The following is a 19,624-nucleotide window of genomic DNA, read 5'->3' as shown; positions in this document are numbered from 1 at the left end:
GCTACCCGCGCGTGCGCGAGATCATCATGCAGGACCTCGGCAGCGGGCTGATCTACCTGCCCTCGCACGCGGACGACTTCAAGTCACCCGAGACGCGGCCGTATCTCGACAAGTACGTGCGCGGCTCCAACGGCATCGACGCGATCGAGCGCGTGAAGCTGATGAAGCTGATCTGGGACTCGATCGGCAGTGAGTTCGGCGGCCGCCACGAGCTCTACGAGCGCAACTACTCCGGCAACCACGAGGGCGTGCGCGCCGAACTGCTCTTCGCCGCCCAGCAGTCCGGCGCGGCCGACGCCATGAAGGGCTTCGCCGAGCGGTGCATGGCCGAGTACGACCTCGACGGCTGGACCGTCCCCGACCTCATGAGCACCAAACGCTGAGCCAGGAGCAGACCATGACCAGCACCGACCAGTCCCCCACCGCGCGCGGCTCGGGCACGTCAGCGACGCAGGCGTTCCGGGCGAGCAGACAGGAGCACACCACCGGCGCGGTGTCCGCCGAGCGCGTCAGCTCGGTGGTCGGCCGCATCCTCTCCGGCGTGCACGACGCGATCCGCGCCGAGAAGGTGACCTACGACGAGTTCCAGGCCGCCAAGCAGTGGCTGATCGACCTCGGCGAGGGCGGCGAGTGGCCGCTGTTCCTGGACGTGTTCGTCGAGCACGTCGTGGAGGACGTCGCAGCGGAGACCCAGCAGGGCACCAAGGGCAGCATCCTGGGCCCGTACTACCTGCCGGGTCAGCAGCAGCTCCCGTCCGTCGCGAGCCTGCCCGCCCGGCCCGACGAGAAGGGCACGCCGCTGGTGTTCGCGGGCCAGGTCCGCGACACCGACGGCAACCCGGTCGCGGGAGCCGAGCTCGACATCTGGCACGCCGACTCGGAGGGCTACTACTCGGGCTTCGCGCCGCACCTGCCCGACGGGAACCTGCGCGGCGTCGTCGTGACCGATGGGCAGGGCCGGTTCGAGATCAGCACGGTGCAGCCCGCGCCGTACCAGATCCCGACCGACGGCCCCACCGGCCAGCTGATCGAGGCCGCGGGCTGGCACCCGTGGCGGCCCGCGCACCTGCACCTCATCGTGCGCGCGCCCGGCCACCGGCCGATCACCACCCAGCTGTACTTCGAGGGTGGCGAGTGGCTCGACAGCGACATCGCTCAGGCGACCAAGCCCGAGCTGGTCCTGACTCCGGTGGAGCAGGGCGACGGCAGGTTGCGTTCCGAGTACGACTTCGTGCTCGAACGCGGGTGAACTCCACCGTCCTATCCGGACGGCCCTGGTCCCGGTGGCGAGGACGGTCCCGCCGGGACCAGGGCGACCACGAGGAGCTGGCCATGACGGCACCGGCCACGGGCAGGCGGTCCCGGCTGTGGCGGGGGCTCACGGAGCTGCCGCCGGACCTGGGCCCGCAGGTGGTGACGATCGGCGTCTTCGACGGCGTGCACCGGGGTCACACGCGTCTCATCGGCCGCACGCTGGAGGTCGGGCGCGAGCATCGCCTGCCGACGATGCTCGTGACGTTCGATCCGCATCCGGCGCGGGTGGTCGGGGCGCCGAGGGACACCACCGCGCTCAGCACGGTGGACCGGAGGGCCGAGCTGGCCTGGCGGCACGGCGTCGACGGCGTGTGCGTGCTGTCGTTCACGGAGGAGCTGGCACGGCTGAGCCCCGAGGCGTTCGTGGAGCGGATCGTGGTCGGCGACCTGCGGGCGGCGGCCGTCGTGGTCGGCGCCAACTTCACGTTCGGCCACCAGGCCCGCGGTGACCTCGCGATGCTGCGGCGGCTCGGCGCCCGGCACGACGTCGCCGTGCACGGCGTCGACCTGCTGCCCGCCACCGACGGCCACACGCCGTGCTCGTCGACGTTCATCCGGAGGTGCCTCGCGCGCGGCGACGTCGAAGGCGCCGCGCGCGCACTCGGCAGGCCGCACCACGTCGACGGCCTCGCGCGGATGGTGGGCTGGCGTACCGGGGCGCTGACCGTCGAGGACGGGACGGCGCTGCCCGCGCCCGGCTCCTACCGAGCGCGGCTATCGAAAGGCGGCATCACGTTCGTCCAGGTCACCGCGCGCGGGCAGCTGCTGATCCGCACCGCGGCTTTGCCGCCGGGCCCGGCTGGACTCGATTTCCTTTCTCGCGCTTGACCTCCAGCGCGCTGGAGGTGTGAAGCTGGTCGGCATGAACACGACGACGAAGCCGGCCACCACCCCCGACGTCTGGAACATCGCCGAGCTCGACCTGGACGCCTACCTGGCGCGTGTCGGGCAGCGGCGCGAGGCACCCTCGGCCGCGGCGCTGACCGCGCTGCACGAGGCCCACGTGCGCACGATCCCGTTCGAGAACATCGATCCGCTGCTGGGCCGATCGCCGTCACTGGAGCTGGCCGACATCACCGCCAAGCTCGTGCACCGGCGCCGGGGCGGCTACTGCTACGAGCACAACCTGTTGTTCGCGGCCGTGCTGGAGCGCCTCGGGTACGACGTGAACCGACAGGCGGCGCGCGTGCAGCCGGACCACCCCGGCCCCAACACCCACATGAACCTGCGGGTACGGGTGGACGGCGCCGACTACCTCGCCGACGTCGGCTTCGGCGCCAGCATCATGCGGCCGATGCCGTTGCTCGACGGCAGCGAGCTCGACCAGGCGGGCTGGCCGCACAGGCTCACCGCCGACGAGCGGGGCTGGCGCCTGCACATGCTGCGCGACGGCGAGTGGCAGACGCAGTACTCGTTCGACGAGGTGCCGCAGCACCCGATCGACTACGAGGTCTTCAACCACTACGTCGCCACGCATCCGCGCTCACCGTTCACCGGCAGGCTCGTGGTGATGCGCCTGTCCGACGGCGTGTGCCGCAAGCTCATCGGCGAGCAACTCGTCGCCGAGTACGCGGACGGCACCGAGGAGAAGAGCACGGTCGCGCCCGCCGACCTCGGCGCGACGCTGCGCTCGCTGGACCTGGACCTCGACCCCGCCGACCTCGAGCTGGCGCGCGAGCGCTACGCCGGGGAGAAGTGACCGCTCACCTCTTCGTGTAGGTCAGGTACAGCACGCCGCTGTCGAAGCGGCGCACGTCGGCGAGGTCGAACCGTTGGGGGCCGAACTCGCCGGAGAACAGGGGGATCCCTGCGCCCGCGACCACGGGGTGGAGCTTCACCACCAGCTCGTCGATCTCCGGGCGCAGGGCGCCGGCGAGCGTGGCGCCGCCGACGAGCCAGATGCCGAGGCCGTCGCGCCGCTTCAGCTCGCGCACCTTCTCCACCGGGTCGCCGGACACGAGACGCACGGCCGGGTCCGGCGCCTCGGTCATGGTGCGGGAGAAGACGTAATGCTCCAGGTGCGGGTAGGCGTCGGTGATCCCGGCGTCGAGCCCGACCTGGTAGGAGGCGCGGCCTTCCAGCACGGTGTCGAAGTGCTTGGGGGGCACGTCGATGCCGAGCGCGGCGCGGGCGGGACCGGGCAGGATGTCCGGCCAGTCGGTGAACAGGTCCTGGAGGTGATCGCCCTCCATGATGAAGAAGCCGTCCGGGCCGGAGGGGTCGCCGCCCCCTGGGCCCGCGATGACGCCGTCGATGGTCGAGGCGACGAAGTAGGTCAGCTTGCGCATGCGGCGCTCCTCGGGGACTCGCGATGCCGGAACATCCGGCAACCACTCTATTTGTAGTACTATGCCCGAAGTGGTTGCAAGTGGTTTCCGCACGGAGGTCCGGTGGCATGGTCCGTAACGAGGCGAGAAGGACGGCTCTGGCCGACGCGGCCATCGAGGTGCTGGCCCGCGACGGCGCGCGCGGGCTGACGTTCCGGGCCGTCGACACCGAGGCGGGGGTGCCCGCCGGCACCGCGTCCAACTACTTCGCCAACCGCGACGACCTGCTGCGCCAGGCGGGCCTGCACATCCACGTGCGGCTCGCCCCTGACCCGGCCGCGCTCGAGAGGGTCATGGCGGCGCCGCGCACGCGCGAGCTGGTCTTCCGGCTCATGCACGACCTGCGCGCGCGCATGCTCGCCGACCGTGCCGGGTACCTGGCGTTGCTGGAGTTGCGGCTGGAGGCGACGCGACGGCCCGCGCTGCGAACGGCGCTCACCGAGACGCTGCGGCAGAACCTCGCCTTCAACATCGATTTCCACACCGACGCTGGACTGCCGGGCGGGGCGGACACCGTGCTGCTGCTGTACTTCGCGATGACCGGGCTGCTCGTGGAGCACCTGACGACCCCGGACGTGCTGACCGGCCACGACATCCACCGCCTCGTGGACATGGTCGTCGCGAGCGCTCTGCCGGACTGAGCTCAACGGCCGACGTCGCGGGTGAGCAGGTCCTCCTCGGTTCCGGGCGCACGAGCACCAGCGCCCGCCCGTCCCGGCGCGGGCGACGGCGACCTCACCAGCCGGACGGCCAGAGCGCGAGCCCCTCCCCGCGCGCCCAGCGGACGACCGCGCGTCGGCAGCGCCTTGCCCGCGCAGCAGATGTGGACGTCCGGCTGTGCCGCGCGGTGGCGACCGCCTCGAGCACGTGGCGCCCTCGGACCAGAGGCGATCGCGCACACAGCCGCTTACCGCACCAGCCCGCCGACACTGGGCACCAGCTCCGGCAACGTCGCCAAGGCGAGGCCGGGCCACGGCGGGTGGGCCGAGACGCCTTCCACCCGGCACGGCCGAGATCTCTCGCGTTTCGCTGGCGGGCCGTGTCGAGAACCGCGCGGCGGTTCCGTCCACCTCTCGAGAGCGCCGTCATGGGCGCTACCCGCACGGGAGGAGACGGTCATGAGGCGGGACGAGGTCTTCGAGGTGATGGACAAGCCGATCTCGCGGGAGCTGCTGGGGTCGTCGATCCCCGCGCGGTTCTCCTACGTGGGGCTCGACGGCGGCCCGCGCGTGGTCCCGATCGGGTTCCACTGGACCGGCGCGGAGCTGGTGATGTCCACAGTGCCCACATCGGCGAAGGTGAAGGCGCTGCGGGCCAATCCCAGGGTGGCGATCACGATCGACACCGACAGCTTCCCGCCGCGGGTGCTGCTGGTCCGCGGCAGCGCGCACGTCGAGGACGTCGAAGGCGTTCCCGACGAGTACATCACGGCGGCGCGCAAGGTGGTGCCCGACGACGAGTTCGCGGGCTGGGAGGCCGGCGTGCGCGCGCTGTACCAGCGGATGACCCGCATCATCGTGACGCCCGGCTGGGCGAAGCTGCTGGACTTCGAGACCACCCTCCCCAAGTCGGTCGAGGACCTGATGCGTGCGCGGCAGGGTTGAGGGCGGGGCTGCTCAGGAGGCGCAAAAGATCTCGGGGATGCCCTTGAGCTCACCGAGCAGCACCGAGCTGACCCGCACGGGATAGTCGTCGAGGTGCGCTGGTCGAGTCGGGTACGCGACCCCGGCTGGGTCGGCTGGTGGAACCACCGCCGACCGCGCAGCTCGATCGGCCAGATCCTGTCCGGCCGAACACGAGCAGGCCCACTACGCTGCCCTCACCCGAAAGCCGCACCCCGTATGGAGCCGGCAAAGAACCCGTGACGGTTGACTACGACGTCGACACCCACACCGGCATCCTCAGCGTCACCACACCCGAGGGCCTGCACTACCGCAGCACGCCGGTTCGTGTGTCAGGGTGAACGGTATGGCGGTCAACCATCCGATTTTCGCGCGGTTCTACTCCCGGCTGAGCCGCGCCATGGAACGCGGCGGCATGGCCGAACACCGGGAGGCGTTGCTGGCGGGGCTGAGCGGCACCGTACTCGAGGTCGGCGCGGGCAACGGGCTGAACTTCGCGCACTATCCCGGCACGGTCGACAGGGTCATCGCGGTGGAGCCGGAGCCGCACCTGAGGCAGCTGGCGGAGGGCGAGGCGCGGAAGACCGCGGTGCCCGTGGAGGTGGTCGACGGGACGGCCGAGCAGCTGCCGGCCGGGGAAGGCAGCGTCGACGCCGTGGTGGTGTCGCTCGTGCTGTGCTCGGTGCCCGACCAGGCGTCGGCGCTGCGGGAGATGCGCAGGGTGCTGGTGCCGGGCGGGAAGCTTCGCTTCCTCGAACACGTGCGGGCCGACTCGCCGGGGATGGTGCGGGTGCAGCGGCTGCTCGACGCCACGTTCTGGCCGCGACTGGCGGGCGGTTGTCACGCGGGGCGGGACACGGCGGCCGCGATCGAGCACGCCGGGTTCCAGATCGAAAGACTGGACCGCTACCGCTTTCCGGACGCTCGGACGCCGTTCTCGTCGCACATCAGTGGGATCGCGGCGCGCTCCTGACGTCGGTCGTTTACCGAGCGCAGCGACGGGGCACCCCGGGCGGGACATCGCGTGTCGCGTGTCAAGGAGGTGCACGATGCCCCAGCAGGCTTGGAGCAACAAGCGCGAGCGTCAGTACGAGCACATCAAGTCCTCGCAGAAGAAGCGCGGCGCCGGTGAGGACAGGGCCGAAGAGATCGCCGCGCGCACGGTGAACAAGAACCGCGCGCAGTCCGGCGAGTCGAAGCGGGCGAGCAAGACGTCCACGAAGGACATGTCTCCGCAGCGGCGCGGCGGCAAGCGGTCCGGCAACCGGCAGGGCCCTGGTGGACCGACGCGCGACCAGCTCTACAACGAGGCGAAGCAGCGCAACATCCAGGGCCGCTCCAAGATGACGAAGAAGGAGCTGGAGAAGGCCCTCGGCCGTTAGGTTGTGCCTGACGCGGCGGACCGGGCCCGTCGTAGCCGTTCCCTGGCCACGTCACCGGCCCGCCGCAGAGTGCTTCCGCGCGCGGCGCCGAGACCGAACGACGGCATGTTGCCGTAGACGGTCTCGTACTCGCCCGCCTTCACGAGATAGGTCTCGTGCCAGATGCCGGCACCGTGGCCGTGGCGGCTCACCCGCTGCCAGTAGGTCCTGGCTGCGGCGGGGTGAGCCGCGGCGGTGTCGGCGGCGAACGCCTCAAGCTGGTCGAAGCTGCGCCAGTACTGCACGATCACCGGCATCCCCATGACGTAGCCGAGCAGGCCACTGTCGGGATCCGCCATGAGCTGGTCAAGCATGTGCCGCATCCCCCGGCGGCCGCCGAGGTCGCGGAACCACGCGAGGGGATGCCGCGGGCTCACGCGGGCGCCGATGAGGAACACCACGAAGTCCCCTTCGATCTCGGCGGCCCACTTGCCCCGGTGTATCGCAGCCATGACCACTCCCGGACGAACCCGACTCCGCCCATAGTCGCGCGCAGGGGCGAAGGCGTTACGAGCCGGTCGAGCCGGGTTTCTCAATTCTCTCAGTCACCGCGCAGCACGGCGCGCAGGCGCGTGTCGAAAGCGCCGGGGTCCTCGGCGAAGCCGACGTGGTCGCCGGGGAACCGGGTCGGCGCGATGCCGAGACCGTCGGCGAGCGCGAGGGAGGTGCGCTCGCAGAGCTGGCCGCCGGACTCCTCGCCGATGCCCACGACGATCCTCGGCGAGCCCGAGCGCAGGCGATCGAAGTCCGGCACCCAGCGGGTGGTGGGGCGAAGCATGTGCGCGTACTGGAAGTGGGCGTCGGCGGCGTCCTGCGGACCCTGTTCGCCGCCGAACATGTGCTCGACGACCTCGTCGGGAAGGTGGATGTTGGCGACGGCGAGGAACTTCCGTCCCGCGCCGAGCGCGTCACCGGCGAGGTAGGTGGCGATGATGTCCTCGGTGCGCTCTCGCAGCTCCTCGCGGTCCGCGAGCAGCTCGTCCAGTGGCGGCTCGTGGGCGATGACGGTGTGCACCTGCTCGGGGTGGGCCTGCGCGAGGGCCAGCACGCTGACGGCTCCGCCGCTGGAACCGAGCACAGCGGCCGGCCCGGCGCCGAGGTGGGTGAGCAGGCGGGACAGGTCGTCGGCGCGCTGCTCGGGGGTGGAATCGCGGCCGGGATCATCGACCTTGCTGCGGTTGATGCCCCTCGGGTCTGTGGTGAGCACGGTGTGGTCGGCGGCGAGCAGGTCGGCCAGCGGCTCGAACGAGCGCGCGTCCATCGGCGCGCCGACGAGCACGACGACGGGACCGCTGCCCCGCACCTCGTAGTACAGCGTGGCGTCGGGAACCCGCAGCGTGCCGGTGGTGACTGAAGCGGTGGTCTGGTTCATCAGTGGTCCTCCCCGTGGAGCGGGAAAATGCGTTGTCGACGTACGTGACTGCCGCGATGGGGCAGAATCATCGCTCGTGACCCAGATTTCCGAGTCGGATCTCGCCAGCGCGCGCGAGGGGGACGACGCGGCCTTCACGCGGCTGGTGGAGCCGTTGCGCCCGGAGCTGCACGCGCACTGCTACCGCATGCTCGGCTCGGTGCACGACGCCGACGACGCGTTGCAGGACGCGCTGTTGCGGGCGTGGAAGGGCCTCGCCCGGTTCGAGGGGCGCAGCTCGCTGCGGTCGTGGCTCTACACGGTGGCCACCCGCACCTGCCTGGACACGGTGGCGAGCCGCGGCAGGCGCGCGCTGCCGGTGGACCTCGGCCCCGCCAGCGAACACGCCGTGACCGGTGACGCTCCCCGCACCGACGTCGCGTGGCTCGGCCCCTACCCCGACACGGCACTCGCCGAGGGCACGCTCGGCCCGCAGTCGGCCTACGAGCAGCGGGAGGCCGTGGAGCTCGCGTTCGTGGCCGCGTGCCAGCACCTGCCCGGCAACCAGCGGGCCGCGCTGCTGCTGTTCGAGGTGCTCGGCTTCTCGGCCGCGGAGATCGCCGAGGTGATGCGGACGAGCACCGCGTCGGTCAACAGCGCGCTGCAGCGGGCGAGGAAGATCGTCGCCGAGAAGGTGCCGGACGTGACGCAGCAGCGGACGCTGCGCTCGCTCGGCGACGCCAGGGTGCGGGAGATCGTCACCGGCTACACGACCGCGCTCGAACGGGGCGACGCCGACGCGCTGCTCGCGCTGCTCACCGAGGACGTCACGTGGTCGATGCCGCCGCTGCCGCACTGGTACCGCGGCCTGGGCCCGGTGACGGACTTCGCGACGCGGGTGCCGCTGGGCAGTTGCGGCAGCTGGCGGCACCTGCCCACGAGCGCGAACGGCCAGCCCGCCGTTGGGGCCTACCTCTGGGACGACGCGCTGGGCAGGCACGCGGGCTGGTCGATCACGGTGCTGGCCCTGCGCGGTGAGCGGATCACCGAGCTGACGACGTTCATCGGCGCGGAGCACCTCGCCGCCTTCGGGCTGCCCGCGTCGCTGGACTGACCGGTCAGAGGATCCCGACCGCCCACATCAGGCCGATGAGGATGAGCCAGATCGTCAGCCCCACGAGCACGCGCAGCCACAGTTGTTTCAGCACCGGTCACAGCCCGAGGTTGTCGATGACGAGCAGCACGGACAGGAAGCCGAAGAACACGAAGGACACCGCCAGGACGGCCATCCGCACCCATCCCGTGCGGATCGGCTTCGGCAGCGCCTTGCGGTTCAACAGCATCAGCAGGCCCGAGTAGATGAACATCTGCACGCCCGCGATCGACGACGAGATCACGACGAGCAGGAACGGCTGGTCCACCCCCGACATCAGGATCACGGAGCCGACCACGATCATCAGCCACACGAACGCGGCGTAGATCTTGCTCTCCGACCAGAACGTGCTGTCCTTCAAAGCGTTGATCTTGAGCTGGTCGGCGATCAGCCGGCAGGTGTAGTCGATGATGCCGAGGTTCGTGGAGAACAGGGCGAACACCGCGGCGCACCAGAACGCGGTGCCGAACCACGGCGCGACGGTGTCCTGCAGGGTCTCGCCCTCGAGGAGAAGGAAGGCCAGGTCCTCCTCGTCGACCGTGCCGACCGGCAGGGTCGAGTAGGCCAGCACCGAGAGCACCACGAGGCTCACGACGCCGATGAGGAAGAACGTGATGAACTGCTCCCAGTTGGCGACCTTCCACCAGCCGCGCCAGCGGCGCATGTTCTCGGTGTCGGTCGGGAAGACGTAGCCCAGCGAGGGGCGGGCCTCCTCGTGGCCGGTGAGCGGCGAGACGATCCGCGGCATGTGCTGGCCCATGCCCATACCCTTGTCGCGGATGTAGTTGCTCTGCACGAGGTTGTTGGCACCGCCCGCGCCGGCGAAGGCGAGAGCGCCGAGCAGCAACGCGACGCTGAGGCCCTCGTGCCCGATCGGGAAACCGATGTCGCCGATGCCCTCGGTGACGAGCGATCCCCACGCGTCGGTCGTCGTGGCGGCCGGAACCGCGACGATCACGAACAGCATGATCAGGCCCACCAGGACGCCCTGGATCTTCTCCACCCACTGGTAGACGACCGGTGACAGGGTGAGCGTGATGCCGATGGCGGCCAGTGCCGCGATCGTGATCGGCACGATCGGCGCGTCCTCGCCGAGGTCGAACACGAACGACGCCGCCGTGGCGGCGCCGGTCGCCCAGCCCGGCCAGAAGTTCTGGAACAGCGCGAACAGGATGAACAGCCACCACCACGGTTTCCAGAGCCGCGCGAAGCCGGTGATGGCCGACTCCCCTGTGGCCAGGGTGTAGCGCTCGATCTCCATGTTCAGGAAGAACTGGATGCCGAAGCCCACCACCGCGGCCCACATGAACGTGAAGCCGACCTGGGAGGTGATGTAGGGCCAGAGGATCATTTCCCCCGACCCGATGGCCGTGGCGAGGATGATCACGCTGGCACCGGTGATCTTGCGCAGGCGTACCGGTTCCGGCAGGTCCCTGAGCTCGACCGGCGGCAGGTACTTGCTCGGCAGGGTCGGCTGATCTCGCTTCGGGCCACCGGTTTGCGTCATACGGCCGCCTCATCTCACCGCAGGTGGTAAATCCCAACCAGTCCGCTCAGCGCCCAGACAGAGTGACGCAGCTCACCCGATCGTGTCAATAGCATGATCGTCGCGGTCCCCGCCGCTACCGGCTCCACAGTGGACCGCGCCGACACCGGGAACGGGTCGTGGGAGGCTGACGGCATGACCGCACCGGACGCGAAAGCACACCTCCACCGCTACCTCCAGATCGCCCGCGACGCGCTGCTCTGGAAGCTCGACGGGCTCACCGAGTACGACGTCCGCCGTCCGCTCACCCCCACCGGAACGAACCTGCTCGGACTGGTCAAGCACCTGTCCGGCTGCGAGCTGGGGTACTTCGCGGACACCTTCGGGCGGCCGTTCGGTGAGACGCTGCCCTGGCTCACCGACGACGCGGAGCCCAACGTGGACATGTGGGCGACGGCCGACGAGTCGCGAGCCGACCTCGTCGCGCTCTACCGGCGGGTGTGCGCACACGCGGACACTACGATCGAGACGCTGGAACTGGACTCGCCCGGCCGGGTGCCGCACTGGCCCGGGGACCGCGGCGACGTGACGCTGCACCAGGTCCTGGTGCACATGATCGCCGAGACCCACCGCCACGCGGGGCACGCCGACATCGTCCGCGAGCTCATCGACGGCGCCGCGGGGCTGCGGGCCGACGTGGACAACCTGGCCCCCGGCGACCAGAGCTGGTGGACGGAGTACCGGCAGCGCGTGGAGCGCGCGGCCCGGGAGGCGGCGAACCGCTGAGCGGTGCAACCCTTCGCGCACCCGGCGCCGTCTGCAGCGGTGTGGGCGCCGAGGCCGGAGGGAGCCCTCGATGATCCGCCGTACGGGACGTACCGTCCTGCTCGTCCTCGCCGTGCTGGCGCTGGTGCCCGTCGCCCTGGTGCTGCCGGCGCCGCCGGCGCACGCCTGCTCCTGCGCCGAAAGCACCGACGCCGAACGGTTCGCCCGCGCTGACGCGGTGTTCACGGGCACGGTGACCGGCCGGGAGCAGGGCACGCCGGAGAACATCCACGTCGACACGGCGATCTTCGAGGTCACGCGGGTCTACAAGGGACGGGTCCGGGCCCGGCAGGAGGTCGAGAGCCCCGGAAGCGCCAGCAGTTGTCACCTGTCGCTGGGCGGCACGCTGCTGGTGTTCGCCCATCGGACTCGGGAGTCCGGGGCCCGGCTGTCCACGGCCCTGTGCGACGGCACGCGCCCGATCGGGCCGGCGGAGAGCCTTCCCTTCGGGGAGGGCCGCACGCCCCTGCCCGGAGTGGACGTGCGGCTCGGCGAGCCGGGCGCCGCGGCTCCCCTGCTGTGGGGCGGGGTGGCGCTGGCCGCCGTGGTGCTGGGCGGCGCGGGCTGGCTCGTGGCGCGCCGCCGTCACTCCTCCTGAGGCCCCGCCACTCCGGGCTCCGCTCACTCCGGTTCCGGCGGCCCCGTCTCGGTCAGCTCGCCCCCGGTGAGCCGCAGCCGGCGACTCACCCCGAGCTCGGAGAGGAACCGGTGGTCGTGGCTGACGACCACGAACGCGCCGCGGTAGGACTTCAGTGCCCCGGTCAGCTGCCGCACGCTGGGCAGGTCGAGGTTGTTGGTGGGCTCGTCGAGCAGCAGCAGTTGCGGCGCCGGCTCGGCGCACAGCACGCACAGCAGGGTCGCGCGCAGCCGCTCTCCACCGGAGAGCGCGCCCACCGGCAGGTCCGCCCGCTCCGCGCGGAACAGGAAGCGGGCCAGCAGGTGCATGGTCTCGGTGGTGGCCTTGCCCGGCGCGAACGCGCGCAGGTTCTCCGCCGTGCTGCGTTCCAGGTCCAGCAGGTCGAGCCGCTGCGAAAGGTAGGCGACACGCCCGTGCGCCCGGCTCATCACCCCGCTGTCGGGCTCGGTCAGGCCCGCCATGACCCGCAGCAGCGTCGACTTGCCCGCCCCGTTGCCGCCGGTGAGCGCGATCCGCTCGGGGCCGCGGATCGCGAGGTCCAGACCGTCGCCCGCGAACAGCGCGCGGCCGTCGTGGCGGACCTGGATCCGCTCGCCGTGGAACACCGTCCGCCCAGCAGGGACGAGCGTGTCCGGGAGGGAAAGCGACATCGTCTCGTCCTCGCGCAGCGCGCGGTCGGCTTCGTCCACTTTGGCCTTTGCGCCCTCGACGCGCTGGGAGTGCACGCCGTCCGCCTTGGCCGCGGACTCCTGGGCGCGCCGCTGCAACGTGCCCCGCACGATCCTCGGGATGTCGGCGTTGTTGCGCGCGCCCGCGCTCGCGCGGCGGGCGGCCCGCTCACGGGCCTGTTGCAGCTCGCGCTTCTCGCGCTTGAGCTCCTGCTCGGCGGCGCGCAGGTTCTTCTCCGCGACCTCGCGCTCGGCCTGCTTCGCCGCCTCGTACTCGGTGAAGTTCCCGCCGTGGACGCGAAGCCGGCCAGGCTCGAGCTCGGCGATCCGGTCCATCCGGTCGAGCAGCTCCCGGTCGTGGCTCACGAGCAGCAGGCAGCCCTTCCAGTCGCCGAGCACCGCGTGCAAGCGGGTCCGCGCCGCGCGGTCGAGGTTGTTGGTGGGCTCGTCGAGCACGAGAACGTCGGGCCGCTTCAGCAGCTGTGCGGCGAGGCCGAGGGAGACGACCTGGCCGCCGCTGAGCGTGCCGAGCCTCCGGTCCAGCTCGACATCGCCGAGCCCGAGCCGATCGAGCTCCGCGCGGGCCCGGTCCTCGATGTCCCAGTCGGAGCCGATCGTGGCGAAATGCTCCTCGCTCGCGTCACCCGCCTCGATGGCGGCCAGCGCGCCGACGACCGGGGCGATCTCCAGCACCTCGGCCACGGTCGGCTCGCCGTCGAGCGGAAGCGTCTGCGGCAGGTACCCCAGCACACCGTCGACGGTGACGGAACCCGCCGAGGGAAGGTACTCCCCCGCGATCAGCTTGAGCAGCGTGCTCTTGCCCGCTCCGTTGGGCGCGACGAGGCCGGTGCGGCCCGCCCCGACGGTGAAGCCGAGGTTCTCGAACACCGGGGTGCCGTCGGGCCAGGAGAACGACAGGCCGGAACACACGATGAAAGTCTTGGACACGAAGGAAAGTCCTCACGCGACGCGGGCAGCGGCGAGCCACCCGGATATGGAACAGGGAAAGGGAACGAGGACACGACCGGTAGCGGTGCCGCCTGCTGGCGAGCACCGCCGGCCGGGCCGGGTATCACCCGGAGATGTCGTCCTCGGCCACCATGGGCGCACTCCCTGAAATCTCGCGCGACGCGATCACCGGTCTCGACCGTAGCCGACGGACCGGGCGGACAGCCAACGGGATCACGATCCAGCACGCGAAGGACCGGTACGTCACCACGGCCACCGGAGCCGGCGCCGGAAACGCCACGGCCGCGATGGCAGGCCCGCGATCAGGCTCAGTGCGGCGCGGTTGAACGCGCAGAAACCCGGACCACACCACCACGGCGCCGGCGAACTGCTGCCGCTGCGCCGCCGACACCGGCTCAGTCCGGCGAGCATCCCACGGGGGTCTGCTCGTGGAACGTCAGGCGCCACCGTGCGTTCTCCTGTGCGTAGACGCTCACGCAGTCCGCGCGGTAGGGCTCGGCACGGCCCTGCTCCCGCGCGACGACGCGGTAGGACACCGCGGCGACCACGTCGGCGAGCGGCATGACCTTCGGCCGCAGCAGCCGGTACTCGGCCCATCTCGGCATCGTCAGCCAGTATTCGAGCGCGCGCGTGCGGTCCAGCCATTCGCCGGGCAGGAACAGCACCGCGTCGGCGGTGAGCAACCGGTCGTAGAAGCCCTTGGCGTGCCTCGACCCCGCGAGCGCCCAGCCCTGACGCTCCAGCCCGAGTATCGCCGCCTCGTCCACGCGGTGCCCACGCCTCAGGTTCCGCCGGAGAGCATCGGCGAGCCACCACGACACTGCCGCATCGCGGAATTCTTGCACAGTGCGACATGAATCGGGCGGGGCACACGAGGGCGGGTGAGGACGCACAACCGTTCAAGACGCGCCGTCCCCGCGCTCGCTAGAACCACCTCACCAGCGGAACGTGAGGAGTGCGATGGGGAAAGACCGGAGTGACGAGGTGCGGCTGGGGTTCGCCGGGCTCGGGGTGATGGGCGCGCCGATGGCGCTCAACCTCGTGCGCGCGGGCACGCCGCTGGTGGTCTGGAATCGCACGGCCGCCGCCTGCGATGCCGTGGTGGCGGCTGGTGCCCGCCGGGCGACCAGCTCCGGTGAGCTGTTCGAGCTCGCCGACGTGGTACTGCTGATGCTCGCCGACGAGACCGCCGTGGACGCCGTGCTGGCCCGGGGCACCGCGGAGTTCGGCCCGCGTGTTCGTGGCCGCACCGTCGTGCACCTGGGCACGGTTCCCGCCGACTACTCGCGGCGGCTCGACGCGGAGATCGCGGCGGAGGGCGGCGCGTACGTCGAAGCCCCCGTGTCGGGCTCGCGCGGGCCGGCCGAGGCGGGCGAGCTCGTCGCGATGCTGGCCGGCGCGGAGGCCGACGTCACTCGCGTCCGCCCGCTGCTCGCACCGCTGTGCGCGGCGGCGTTCGAGTGCGGCCCCGTGCCCGGCGCGCTGCTGTTGAAGTTCGCGGTGAACCTGTTCCTGATCACCATGGTCACCGGGCTGGCCGAGGCGTTCCACTTCGCCGAGGGCCATGGGCTCGACGTCACCGCGCTGGCCCGCGTGCTCGACGCCGGGCCGATGGCCTCGGCCGTCTCGCGGACCAAGGCCGCTAAGCTCGTCGCCGGTGACTTCTCGGTCCAGGCCTCGATCGCGGACGTGCTGAAGAACAACCGGCTCATCGCGGGGGCCGCGCGCGAGGCGGGACTCGCGTCGCCGCTGCTCGACGTGTGCCACGGGCTCTACGCCGACACGGTGGGCCTCGGCCACGGTGGTGCCGACATGGCCGCCGTCGTCAGGGCGATCGAGGCTCGCACCGCGGGAAGGGAGCGCGCGTGAGTATCTCCGGGGTGGCCGTCGTGACCGGTGGCTCGCGGGGCATCGGCCGGTGTGTGGTCGAACGGCTCTGCCACGACGGGTTCGCCGTGGTCTTCACCCACACCAGCTCCCCGGGCGACGCGGGCGAGGTCGAGCGCGTCACGGACGGCCGGGCCGTGGGCATCCGCCTCGACGTCACCTCCGACGACGCCCCACGCCGCCTGTTCGACACGGCGTCGAGCCTCGGCGAGGTGGTCGCCGTGGTGAACAACGCCGGGATCACCGGCCGGATCGGGCCCTTCACCGCACTGTCCGACGAGGACCTGCGCGCGGTGGTGGACGTCAACCTCGTCGCACCGACGCGGCTCTGCCGGGAAGCCGCCCGGCGCTGGGACGGCACGGCGGACCGCGCGATCGTCAACGTGTCGTCGGTGGCCGCGCGCACGGGCTCGCCGGGCGAGTACGTCGCCTACGCGGCGGCGAAGGCGGGTGTGGAGACCCTGACCGTGGGCCTGGCCAAGGAGCTCGGCCCGCAGGGCGTGCGGGTCAACGCCGTCGCGCCGGGAACCACCGACACCACGATCCACGCCCGCGCCGGAGAGCCGGGCCGGGCGCTGCGCGTCGCCGCCGCCGTGCCGCTCGGCCGCCCCGGCAGGCCGGAGGAGATCGCGGAGGCGGTGGCGTGGCTGCTCTCCCCCGCCGCGTCCTATGTCAACGGCGCGGTGCTGGGGGTCGCGGGCGGGCTCTGAGCGACTCAGGCCGTGGCGGACTGCCACGCCGCTGGCGTCAGGCCGTAGGTCCGCTTGAACATGCGGGTCAGGTGGCTCTGGTCGGCGAAGCCGGCGAGCACCGCGACCTCGCTCAGCCGATGTCCCTCCCGCATGAGGCTCCGCGCCAGGTCCAGCCTGCGCATCGTGCGGAACCGGGTCGGGCTGGTGCCGAACGCCGCGCGGAACTGCCGTGCGACCGTCCACCGGTCCAGCCCGGCGACCCGCTCAAGGTCCTCGACCGGATGCCTCGTCGCCGGGTCGTCCAGCAGCAGCGCCCTCACCCGCTTCAGCGCGGCGAGGTCGAGCGCCGCCTTGCCCGTCCGCGAACGGGGCCCGCCCGCGTGACGGGCGAGCAGGTCGGCGATCGCGGAGGTGAGCTCGGCGGCCTCCAGCTCGTCGAGCGGTTCGTCGATGTGGCGCAGGAAGCCGCCGAGCGCTCGATCCGGGCCGTCAGGGCGGAGCACGGGATCGGGGACGAACGGCAGCGGCCGCCCGCCGAGCGCGTCCTGCACGAGCGCCGGGTCGAGGTAGACGATCCGGTAGCCGAAGCCGTCGTCGGTGCCGGGAGCGCCGTCGTGCGGCTCGTCGGGGTGCAGCACGTGCCACTCGCCGGGCAGGCAGTGCCGCTGCTCGCCTCGGTAGCGGAAAGTCTGCACACCGGCGAGCGTCACGCCGATCGCGTAGGTGTCGTGCCGGTGCGGTGCGAACGCCTCGCCCCGCAGCGCGGCCTCGAGCCGCTCGATCCCGGCCGCGCCGCCGCCGAACCGCAGCCGGTGCCCTCCGGACGACGTCGCGGGAAGGCGGTCGCACAACGATTCAAGACTGCCCGTGCCCGGCCGGCCTACGTTCGCTCGCATCCACCGACACTAGAGGACGGACCGGCGATGCGGGACATGCTCGGCGACGCGGCGGGAGCGGGGCCGTACCTGTCACTGGTGGCCACCGCGCTCGTGGTGATGGGCAGTCCCGGCCCGGCGACCGTCGGCGCGACCGCGACGGCCACCGCGTTCGGACTGCGCCGCTCGATGCCGTACCTGCTCGGCAGCATCGCGGGCACCACGGCCGCGCTCGTCGTCGTGGCCGCCGGGGTCGCGTCGGTGCTGCTGACCCAGCCGCGGCTGGGTCCCGCGCTGCTCGGTCTCTCCGTCGCCTACCTGGCCTGGCTGGCGTACAAGATCGCGACCGCGCCGCCGCCTGCCGCCACGGGACCGCCGACGCGGGCGCCACCCACGTGGCTGCACGGCCTCGTGCTCGGGGTGGCCAACCCGAAGGCCTACGCCGCGCTCGGGACGTTGTTCACCACTCACCGGCTCGGCCTGCCGACGCCCGTGCTGGAGACCGTGGTGAAGACACTCGTGCTCACGGCGCTGATCGTGTTCATCCATCTCTGCTGGGCCGTGGCGGGGGCCTCGCTGGGGACGGCGCTGCGGCGGCCCCGCGTCTCGCGCGTGGTCAACGTCGCGCTCGCGATCGCGCTGCTGGCGTCGACCGCTCCGCTCGTGGCCGAGCTGCTGTCCTGAGCCCCCGGGGCCCGCCGATGGCACGGAACGGCTTGCGGTGCGCGGATCGGCCGCCACCGCGCCGAACCGAGGTGCCCTCCTGGGTGGCCACTGTCCGGTTCCGGGCACGTCGCGCATGCGAGGATCGGCGCATGAGCTACCTCGCCGCGTCTTCGCGCTACGACGGCATGACCTACCGGCGTTCGGGCCGCACCGGGCTGAAGCTGCCGCTGGTGTCGCTCGGGCTGTGGCACAACTTCGGTCACGACCGTCCGTTCGAGACGCAGCGAGCGATCCTTCGCCGCGCCTTCGATCTCGGCATCACGCACTTCGACCTTGCGAACAACTACGGCCCGCCCTACGGCTCCGCCGAGGAGAACTTCGGCCGCGTGCTCGCCACCGACTTCCGGCCGTACCGCGACGAGCTGGTGGTCTCCACCAAGGCCGGGTACGACATGTGGCCCGGTCCGTACGGCGAATGGGGCTCCCGCAAGTACGTGCTCGCGAGCCTCGACGCGAGCCTGCGCCGGATGGGCGTCGACTACGTGGACATCTTCTACTCGCACCGGTTCGACCCGGACACGCCCCTCGAGGAGACGATGGGCGCGCTGGACTCGGCGGTGCGGCAGGGCAAGTCGCTCTACGTCGGCATCTCCTCCTACTCCGCGGAGAAAACCGCCGAGGCGGCGGCGATCCTGCGTGACCTGGGGACGCCGCTGCGCATCCACCAGCCCTCCTACTCGATGCTGAACCGCTGGATCGAGGGCGGCCTGCTCGACGTGCTGGAGCGGGAGGGCGTCGGCTGCATCGGATTCTCCCCGCTCGCGCAGGGAATGCTGACCGACCGTTACCTCGACGGCGTGCCAGAGGGCTCCCGCGCCAGCCGGGACAGCTCGCTGCCGGCGGGCTTCCTCACCGAGGAGAACCTCGGCAAGGTGCGGGCGCTCGCCGGGATCGCCGCGGCGCGGGGACAGACGCTCGCGCAGCTGGCGATCGCGTGGACGCTGCGCGACGAGCGCATGACCTCGACCGTGCTCGGCGCCAGCAGCGTCGCCCAGCTCGAGGACAACGTGGCCGCGCTCGGCAACCTGAGCTTCACCGGCGAGGAACTGGCCGAGATCGACCGGTACGCGACCGAGTCCGGCATCAACCTCTGGGCCCGCTCCAGCGCGCACTGAGGTTCCGCCGGGGCCGCACGGGGTAGTTCAGGAACATGGACGACGACTACCTGCGCATCTACCTCAACGACCAGCTCGCGCTGGGCCTGGCGTGGCGCGAGCTGGCCCGGCGGGCCGAAGGCAGCAACGCGGGCGGCGAGCTCGGTGCCGCGCTCTCGCGCGTCGCGCAGGGCATCGCCGAGGACGTCGACACCTTCCGCGCGATCATGAACCGCCTCGGTGTGCGGCCCAACCCGGTCAAGCAGGGCTTCGCACTCGTCGCCGAGCGGCTGGGCCGTCTCAAGCCCAACGGCAGGCTCAGGAGCTACTCGCCGCTGAGCCGGTTCGTGGAGCTGGAGTTCCTGGCGATGGGCATCGACGGCAAGAAGCAGCTCTGGACCACACTGCGCGACCTCGCCGGGCTCGGCTCCCGGCTGCCCGACGTCGACTTCGACGCGCTGATCGACCGCGCGGCACGGCAACGCGCCGAGCTGGAGCCCTTCCGCGTGCGCGCGGGCTCCGAGGCGTTCGCCACCGCGCTTCCCGGCCCGCGCCCGGCCGAGTAGGCGGCCCGGCC

At 71.6% G+C, this 19,624-nt stretch carries 25 protein-coding genes; 16 read left to right on the top strand and 9 right to left on the bottom strand.

Annotated features, from left to right (window positions below):
* The 4 genes from FCN18_RS19965 to FCN18_RS19950 all read left to right on the top strand — a co-directional run.
* Window positions 1-383 (top strand): 4-hydroxyphenylacetate 3-hydroxylase C-terminal domain-containing protein (locus FCN18_RS19965; protein WP_323808367.1); only part of this gene is annotated, 383 nt, incomplete at its 5' end.
* 14 nt (window positions 384-397) lie between these two features.
* Window positions 398-1,249, top strand: a complete 852-nt coding sequence (catA, locus tag FCN18_RS19960; protein WP_112268595.1) for a catechol 1,2-dioxygenase — start codon at window positions 398-400, stop codon at window positions 1,247-1,249.
* 83 nt (window positions 1,250-1,332) lie between these two features.
* Window positions 1,333-2,142: a cytidyltransferase gene (locus FCN18_RS19955; protein WP_112268593.1), complete on the top strand. Its 810-nt coding sequence runs from the start codon at window positions 1,333-1,335 to the stop codon at window positions 2,140-2,142.
* A gap of 34 nt (window positions 2,143-2,176) precedes the next feature.
* On the top strand, window positions 2,177-3,013 hold the full coding sequence (locus FCN18_RS19950) for an arylamine N-acetyltransferase family protein (RefSeq protein WP_137095828.1): 837 nt from the start codon (window positions 2,177-2,179) through the stop codon (window positions 3,011-3,013).
* A gap of 4 nt (window positions 3,014-3,017) precedes the next feature.
* Here FCN18_RS19950 and FCN18_RS19945 read toward each other — a convergent pair whose 3' ends face one another.
* Window positions 3,018-3,602 carry a dihydrofolate reductase family protein gene (locus FCN18_RS19945; RefSeq protein WP_137095827.1) on the bottom strand — a complete coding sequence of 195 codons (585 nt, stop codon included), beginning with the start codon at window positions 3,600-3,602 and terminating at the stop codon, window positions 3,018-3,020.
* Window positions 3,603-3,709: 107 nt separating this feature from the next.
* Between FCN18_RS19945 and FCN18_RS19940 the strand changes: the two genes are divergently transcribed.
* The gene (locus FCN18_RS19940; protein WP_112268590.1) at window positions 3,710-4,282 is read left to right on the top strand and encodes a TetR/AcrR family transcriptional regulator; all 573 of its coding nucleotides are present in this window, start codon (window positions 3,710-3,712) and stop codon (window positions 4,280-4,282) included.
* Between the two features lie 477 nt (window positions 4,283-4,759).
* On the top strand, window positions 4,760-5,245 hold the full coding sequence (locus tag FCN18_RS19935; protein ID WP_112268588.1) for a pyridoxamine 5'-phosphate oxidase family protein: 486 nt from the start codon (window positions 4,760-4,762) through the stop codon (window positions 5,243-5,245).
* Between the two features lie 12 nt (window positions 5,246-5,257).
* On the opposite strand, the gene FCN18_RS40575 is transcribed toward FCN18_RS19935, so the two are convergent.
* Complete coding sequence (locus tag FCN18_RS40575) at window positions 5,258-5,392, bottom strand: hypothetical protein (protein ID WP_267285370.1); 135 nt, start codon at window positions 5,390-5,392, stop codon at window positions 5,258-5,260.
* Between the two features lie 217 nt (window positions 5,393-5,609).
* Here FCN18_RS40575 and FCN18_RS19930 point away from each other — a divergent pair, with 217 nt between their 5' ends.
* Both FCN18_RS19930 and FCN18_RS19925 read left to right on the top strand, forming a co-directional pair.
* Window positions 5,610-6,236, top strand: a complete 627-nt coding sequence (locus tag FCN18_RS19930; protein WP_112268586.1) for a class I SAM-dependent methyltransferase — start codon at window positions 5,610-5,612, stop codon at window positions 6,234-6,236.
* Window positions 6,237-6,312: 76 nt separating this feature from the next.
* Entirely contained in the window at window positions 6,313-6,645 is a 333-nt protein-coding gene (locus FCN18_RS19925; protein ID WP_112268584.1) for a plasmid stabilization protein, read from the top strand.
* Here FCN18_RS19925 and FCN18_RS19920 read toward each other — a convergent pair.
* Both FCN18_RS19920 and FCN18_RS19915 read right to left on the bottom strand, forming a co-directional pair.
* Complete coding sequence (locus FCN18_RS19920) at window positions 6,642-7,136, bottom strand: monooxygenase family protein (RefSeq protein WP_137095826.1); 495 nt, start codon at window positions 7,134-7,136, stop codon at window positions 6,642-6,644. The genes FCN18_RS19925 and FCN18_RS19920 overlap by 4 nt on opposite strands.
* A gap of 89 nt (window positions 7,137-7,225) precedes the next feature.
* Window positions 7,226-8,056 (bottom strand): alpha/beta fold hydrolase, encoded by an 831-nt coding sequence (locus tag FCN18_RS19915; RefSeq protein ID WP_113644731.1) that lies wholly within the window; start codon window positions 8,054-8,056, stop codon window positions 7,226-7,228.
* A gap of 76 nt (window positions 8,057-8,132) precedes the next feature.
* Between FCN18_RS19915 and FCN18_RS19910 the strand changes: the two genes are divergently transcribed.
* Window positions 8,133-9,149 carry a sigma-70 family RNA polymerase sigma factor gene (locus FCN18_RS19910; protein WP_206077947.1) on the top strand — a complete coding sequence of 339 codons (1,017 nt, stop codon included), beginning with the start codon at window positions 8,133-8,135 and terminating at the stop codon, window positions 9,147-9,149.
* Window positions 9,150-9,246: 97 nt separating this feature from the next.
* Here FCN18_RS19910 and FCN18_RS19905 read toward each other — a convergent pair whose 3' ends face one another.
* On the bottom strand, window positions 9,247-10,695 hold the full coding sequence (locus FCN18_RS19905) for an Nramp family divalent metal transporter (protein WP_113644732.1): 1,449 nt from the start codon (window positions 10,693-10,695) through the stop codon (window positions 9,247-9,249).
* A 174-nt stretch (window positions 10,696-10,869) separates the two neighbouring features.
* On the opposite strand from FCN18_RS19905, the gene FCN18_RS19900 reads away from it, so the two are divergent.
* Both FCN18_RS19900 and FCN18_RS19895 read left to right on the top strand, forming a co-directional pair.
* Window positions 10,870-11,460 carry a DinB family protein gene (locus FCN18_RS19900; protein WP_137095834.1) on the top strand — a complete coding sequence of 197 codons (591 nt, stop codon included), beginning with the start codon at window positions 10,870-10,872 and terminating at the stop codon, window positions 11,458-11,460.
* Between the two features lie 70 nt (window positions 11,461-11,530).
* On the top strand, window positions 11,531-12,097 hold the full coding sequence (locus tag FCN18_RS19895) for a hypothetical protein (protein ID WP_137095825.1): 567 nt from the start codon (window positions 11,531-11,533) through the stop codon (window positions 12,095-12,097).
* 23 nt (window positions 12,098-12,120) lie between these two features.
* On the opposite strand, the gene FCN18_RS19890 is transcribed toward FCN18_RS19895, so the two are convergent.
* The 3 genes from FCN18_RS19890 to FCN18_RS19880 form a co-directional block, all read right to left on the bottom strand.
* Window positions 12,121-13,752 carry an ABC-F family ATP-binding cassette domain-containing protein gene (locus FCN18_RS19890; protein WP_137095824.1) on the bottom strand — a complete coding sequence of 544 codons (1,632 nt, stop codon included), beginning with the start codon at window positions 13,750-13,752 and terminating at the stop codon, window positions 12,121-12,123.
* Window positions 13,753-13,876: 124 nt separating this feature from the next.
* The gene (locus tag FCN18_RS19885) at window positions 13,877-14,164 is read right to left on the bottom strand and encodes a hypothetical protein (protein WP_137095823.1); all 288 of its coding nucleotides are present in this window, start codon (window positions 14,162-14,164) and stop codon (window positions 13,877-13,879) included.
* 4 nt (window positions 14,165-14,168) lie between these two features.
* Window positions 14,169-14,540, bottom strand: a complete 372-nt coding sequence (locus FCN18_RS19880) for a nuclear transport factor 2 family protein (protein WP_158303142.1) — start codon at window positions 14,538-14,540, stop codon at window positions 14,169-14,171.
* Window positions 14,541-14,733: 193 nt separating this feature from the next.
* Between FCN18_RS19880 and FCN18_RS19875 the strand changes: the two genes are divergently transcribed.
* Window positions 14,734-15,642, top strand: coding sequence for an NAD(P)-dependent oxidoreductase (locus FCN18_RS19875; RefSeq protein ID WP_199543434.1), 909 nt, complete (start codon window positions 14,734-14,736; stop codon window positions 15,640-15,642).
* Window positions 15,639-16,370 carry an SDR family NAD(P)-dependent oxidoreductase gene (locus tag FCN18_RS19870; protein WP_137095821.1) on the top strand — a complete coding sequence of 244 codons (732 nt, stop codon included), beginning with the start codon at window positions 15,639-15,641 and terminating at the stop codon, window positions 16,368-16,370. The genes FCN18_RS19875 and FCN18_RS19870 overlap by 4 nt, the downstream gene beginning before the upstream one ends.
* A 5-nt stretch (window positions 16,371-16,375) precedes the next feature.
* Here the strand turns inward: FCN18_RS19870 and FCN18_RS19865 are convergent, their stop codons facing one another.
* A complete protein-coding gene (locus tag FCN18_RS19865) occupies window positions 16,376-17,248 on the bottom strand; it encodes an AraC family transcriptional regulator (RefSeq protein WP_112268566.1) in 873 nt (290 codons plus the stop codon).
* Window positions 17,249-17,275: 27 nt separating this feature from the next.
* On the opposite strand from FCN18_RS19865, the gene FCN18_RS19860 reads away from it, so the two are divergent.
* The 3 genes from FCN18_RS19860 to FCN18_RS19850 all read left to right on the top strand — a co-directional run bounded on the left by FCN18_RS19860 (window position 17,276) and on the right by FCN18_RS19850 (window position 19,613).
* Complete coding sequence (locus tag FCN18_RS19860) at window positions 17,276-17,911, top strand: LysE family translocator (RefSeq protein ID WP_112268564.1); 636 nt, start codon at window positions 17,276-17,278, stop codon at window positions 17,909-17,911.
* A 131-nt stretch (window positions 17,912-18,042) separates the two neighbouring features.
* Entirely contained in the window at window positions 18,043-19,068 is a 1,026-nt protein-coding gene (gene mgrA / locus FCN18_RS19855) for an L-glyceraldehyde 3-phosphate reductase (protein WP_137095820.1), read from the top strand.
* 35 nt (window positions 19,069-19,103) lie between these two features.
* A complete protein-coding gene (locus FCN18_RS19850) occupies window positions 19,104-19,613 on the top strand; it encodes a hypothetical protein (RefSeq protein ID WP_112268561.1) in 510 nt (169 codons plus the stop codon).
* The last annotated feature ends 11 nt before the right edge of the window (window positions 19,614-19,624 follow it).

The organism is Prauserella endophytica (assembly GCF_005146945.1).
GTDB lineage: Bacteria > Actinomycetota > Actinomycetes > Mycobacteriales > Pseudonocardiaceae > Prauserella_A > Prauserella_A endophytica.
Note: the sequence above shows the minus strand (reverse complement) of the source record. Positions and strands in the feature narration are given on the sequence as shown.

Excerpts from the sequence above, each read along its gene's own strand:
- FCN18_RS19895 (WP_137095825.1), top strand. The coding sequence starts at position 11,531 with ATGATCCGCCGTACGGGACGTACCGTCCTGCTCGTCCTCGCCGTGCTG.
- FCN18_RS19915 (WP_113644731.1), bottom strand. The coding sequence starts at position 8,056 with ATGAACCAGACCACCGCTTCAGTCACCACCGGCACGCTGCGGGTTCCC.
- FCN18_RS19865 (WP_112268566.1), bottom strand. The coding sequence starts at position 17,248 with ATGCGAGCGAACGTAGGCCGGCCGGGCACGGGCAGTCTTGAATCGTTG.
- FCN18_RS19955 (WP_112268593.1), top strand. The coding sequence starts at position 1,333 with ATGACGGCACCGGCCACGGGCAGGCGGTCCCGGCTGTGGCGGGGGCTC.
- FCN18_RS19950 (WP_137095828.1), top strand. The coding sequence starts at position 2,177 with ATGAACACGACGACGAAGCCGGCCACCACCCCCGACGTCTGGAACATC.
- FCN18_RS19945 (WP_137095827.1), bottom strand. The coding sequence starts at position 3,602 with ATGCGCAAGCTGACCTACTTCGTCGCCTCGACCATCGACGGCGTCATC.
- FCN18_RS19875 (WP_199543434.1), top strand. The coding sequence starts at position 14,734 with ATGGGGAAAGACCGGAGTGACGAGGTGCGGCTGGGGTTCGCCGGGCTC.
- catA (WP_112268595.1), top strand. The coding sequence starts at position 398 with ATGACCAGCACCGACCAGTCCCCCACCGCGCGCGGCTCGGGCACGTCA.
- FCN18_RS19935 (WP_112268588.1), top strand. The coding sequence starts at position 4,760 with ATGAGGCGGGACGAGGTCTTCGAGGTGATGGACAAGCCGATCTCGCGG.
- FCN18_RS19850 (WP_112268561.1), top strand. The coding sequence starts at position 19,104 with ATGGACGACGACTACCTGCGCATCTACCTCAACGACCAGCTCGCGCTG.
- FCN18_RS19930 (WP_112268586.1), top strand. The coding sequence starts at position 5,610 with ATGGCGGTCAACCATCCGATTTTCGCGCGGTTCTACTCCCGGCTGAGC.
- mgrA (WP_137095820.1), top strand. The coding sequence starts at position 18,043 with ATGAGCTACCTCGCCGCGTCTTCGCGCTACGACGGCATGACCTACCGG.
- FCN18_RS19900 (WP_137095834.1), top strand. The coding sequence starts at position 10,870 with ATGACCGCACCGGACGCGAAAGCACACCTCCACCGCTACCTCCAGATC.
- FCN18_RS19905 (WP_113644732.1), bottom strand. The coding sequence starts at position 10,695 with ATGACGCAAACCGGTGGCCCGAAGCGAGATCAGCCGACCCTGCCGAGC.
- FCN18_RS19940 (WP_112268590.1), top strand. The coding sequence starts at position 3,710 with ATGGTCCGTAACGAGGCGAGAAGGACGGCTCTGGCCGACGCGGCCATC.
- FCN18_RS19925 (WP_112268584.1), top strand. The coding sequence starts at position 6,313 with ATGCCCCAGCAGGCTTGGAGCAACAAGCGCGAGCGTCAGTACGAGCAC.
- FCN18_RS19860 (WP_112268564.1), top strand. The coding sequence starts at position 17,276 with ATGCGGGACATGCTCGGCGACGCGGCGGGAGCGGGGCCGTACCTGTCA.
- FCN18_RS19920 (WP_137095826.1), bottom strand. The coding sequence starts at position 7,136 with ATGGCTGCGATACACCGGGGCAAGTGGGCCGCCGAGATCGAAGGGGAC.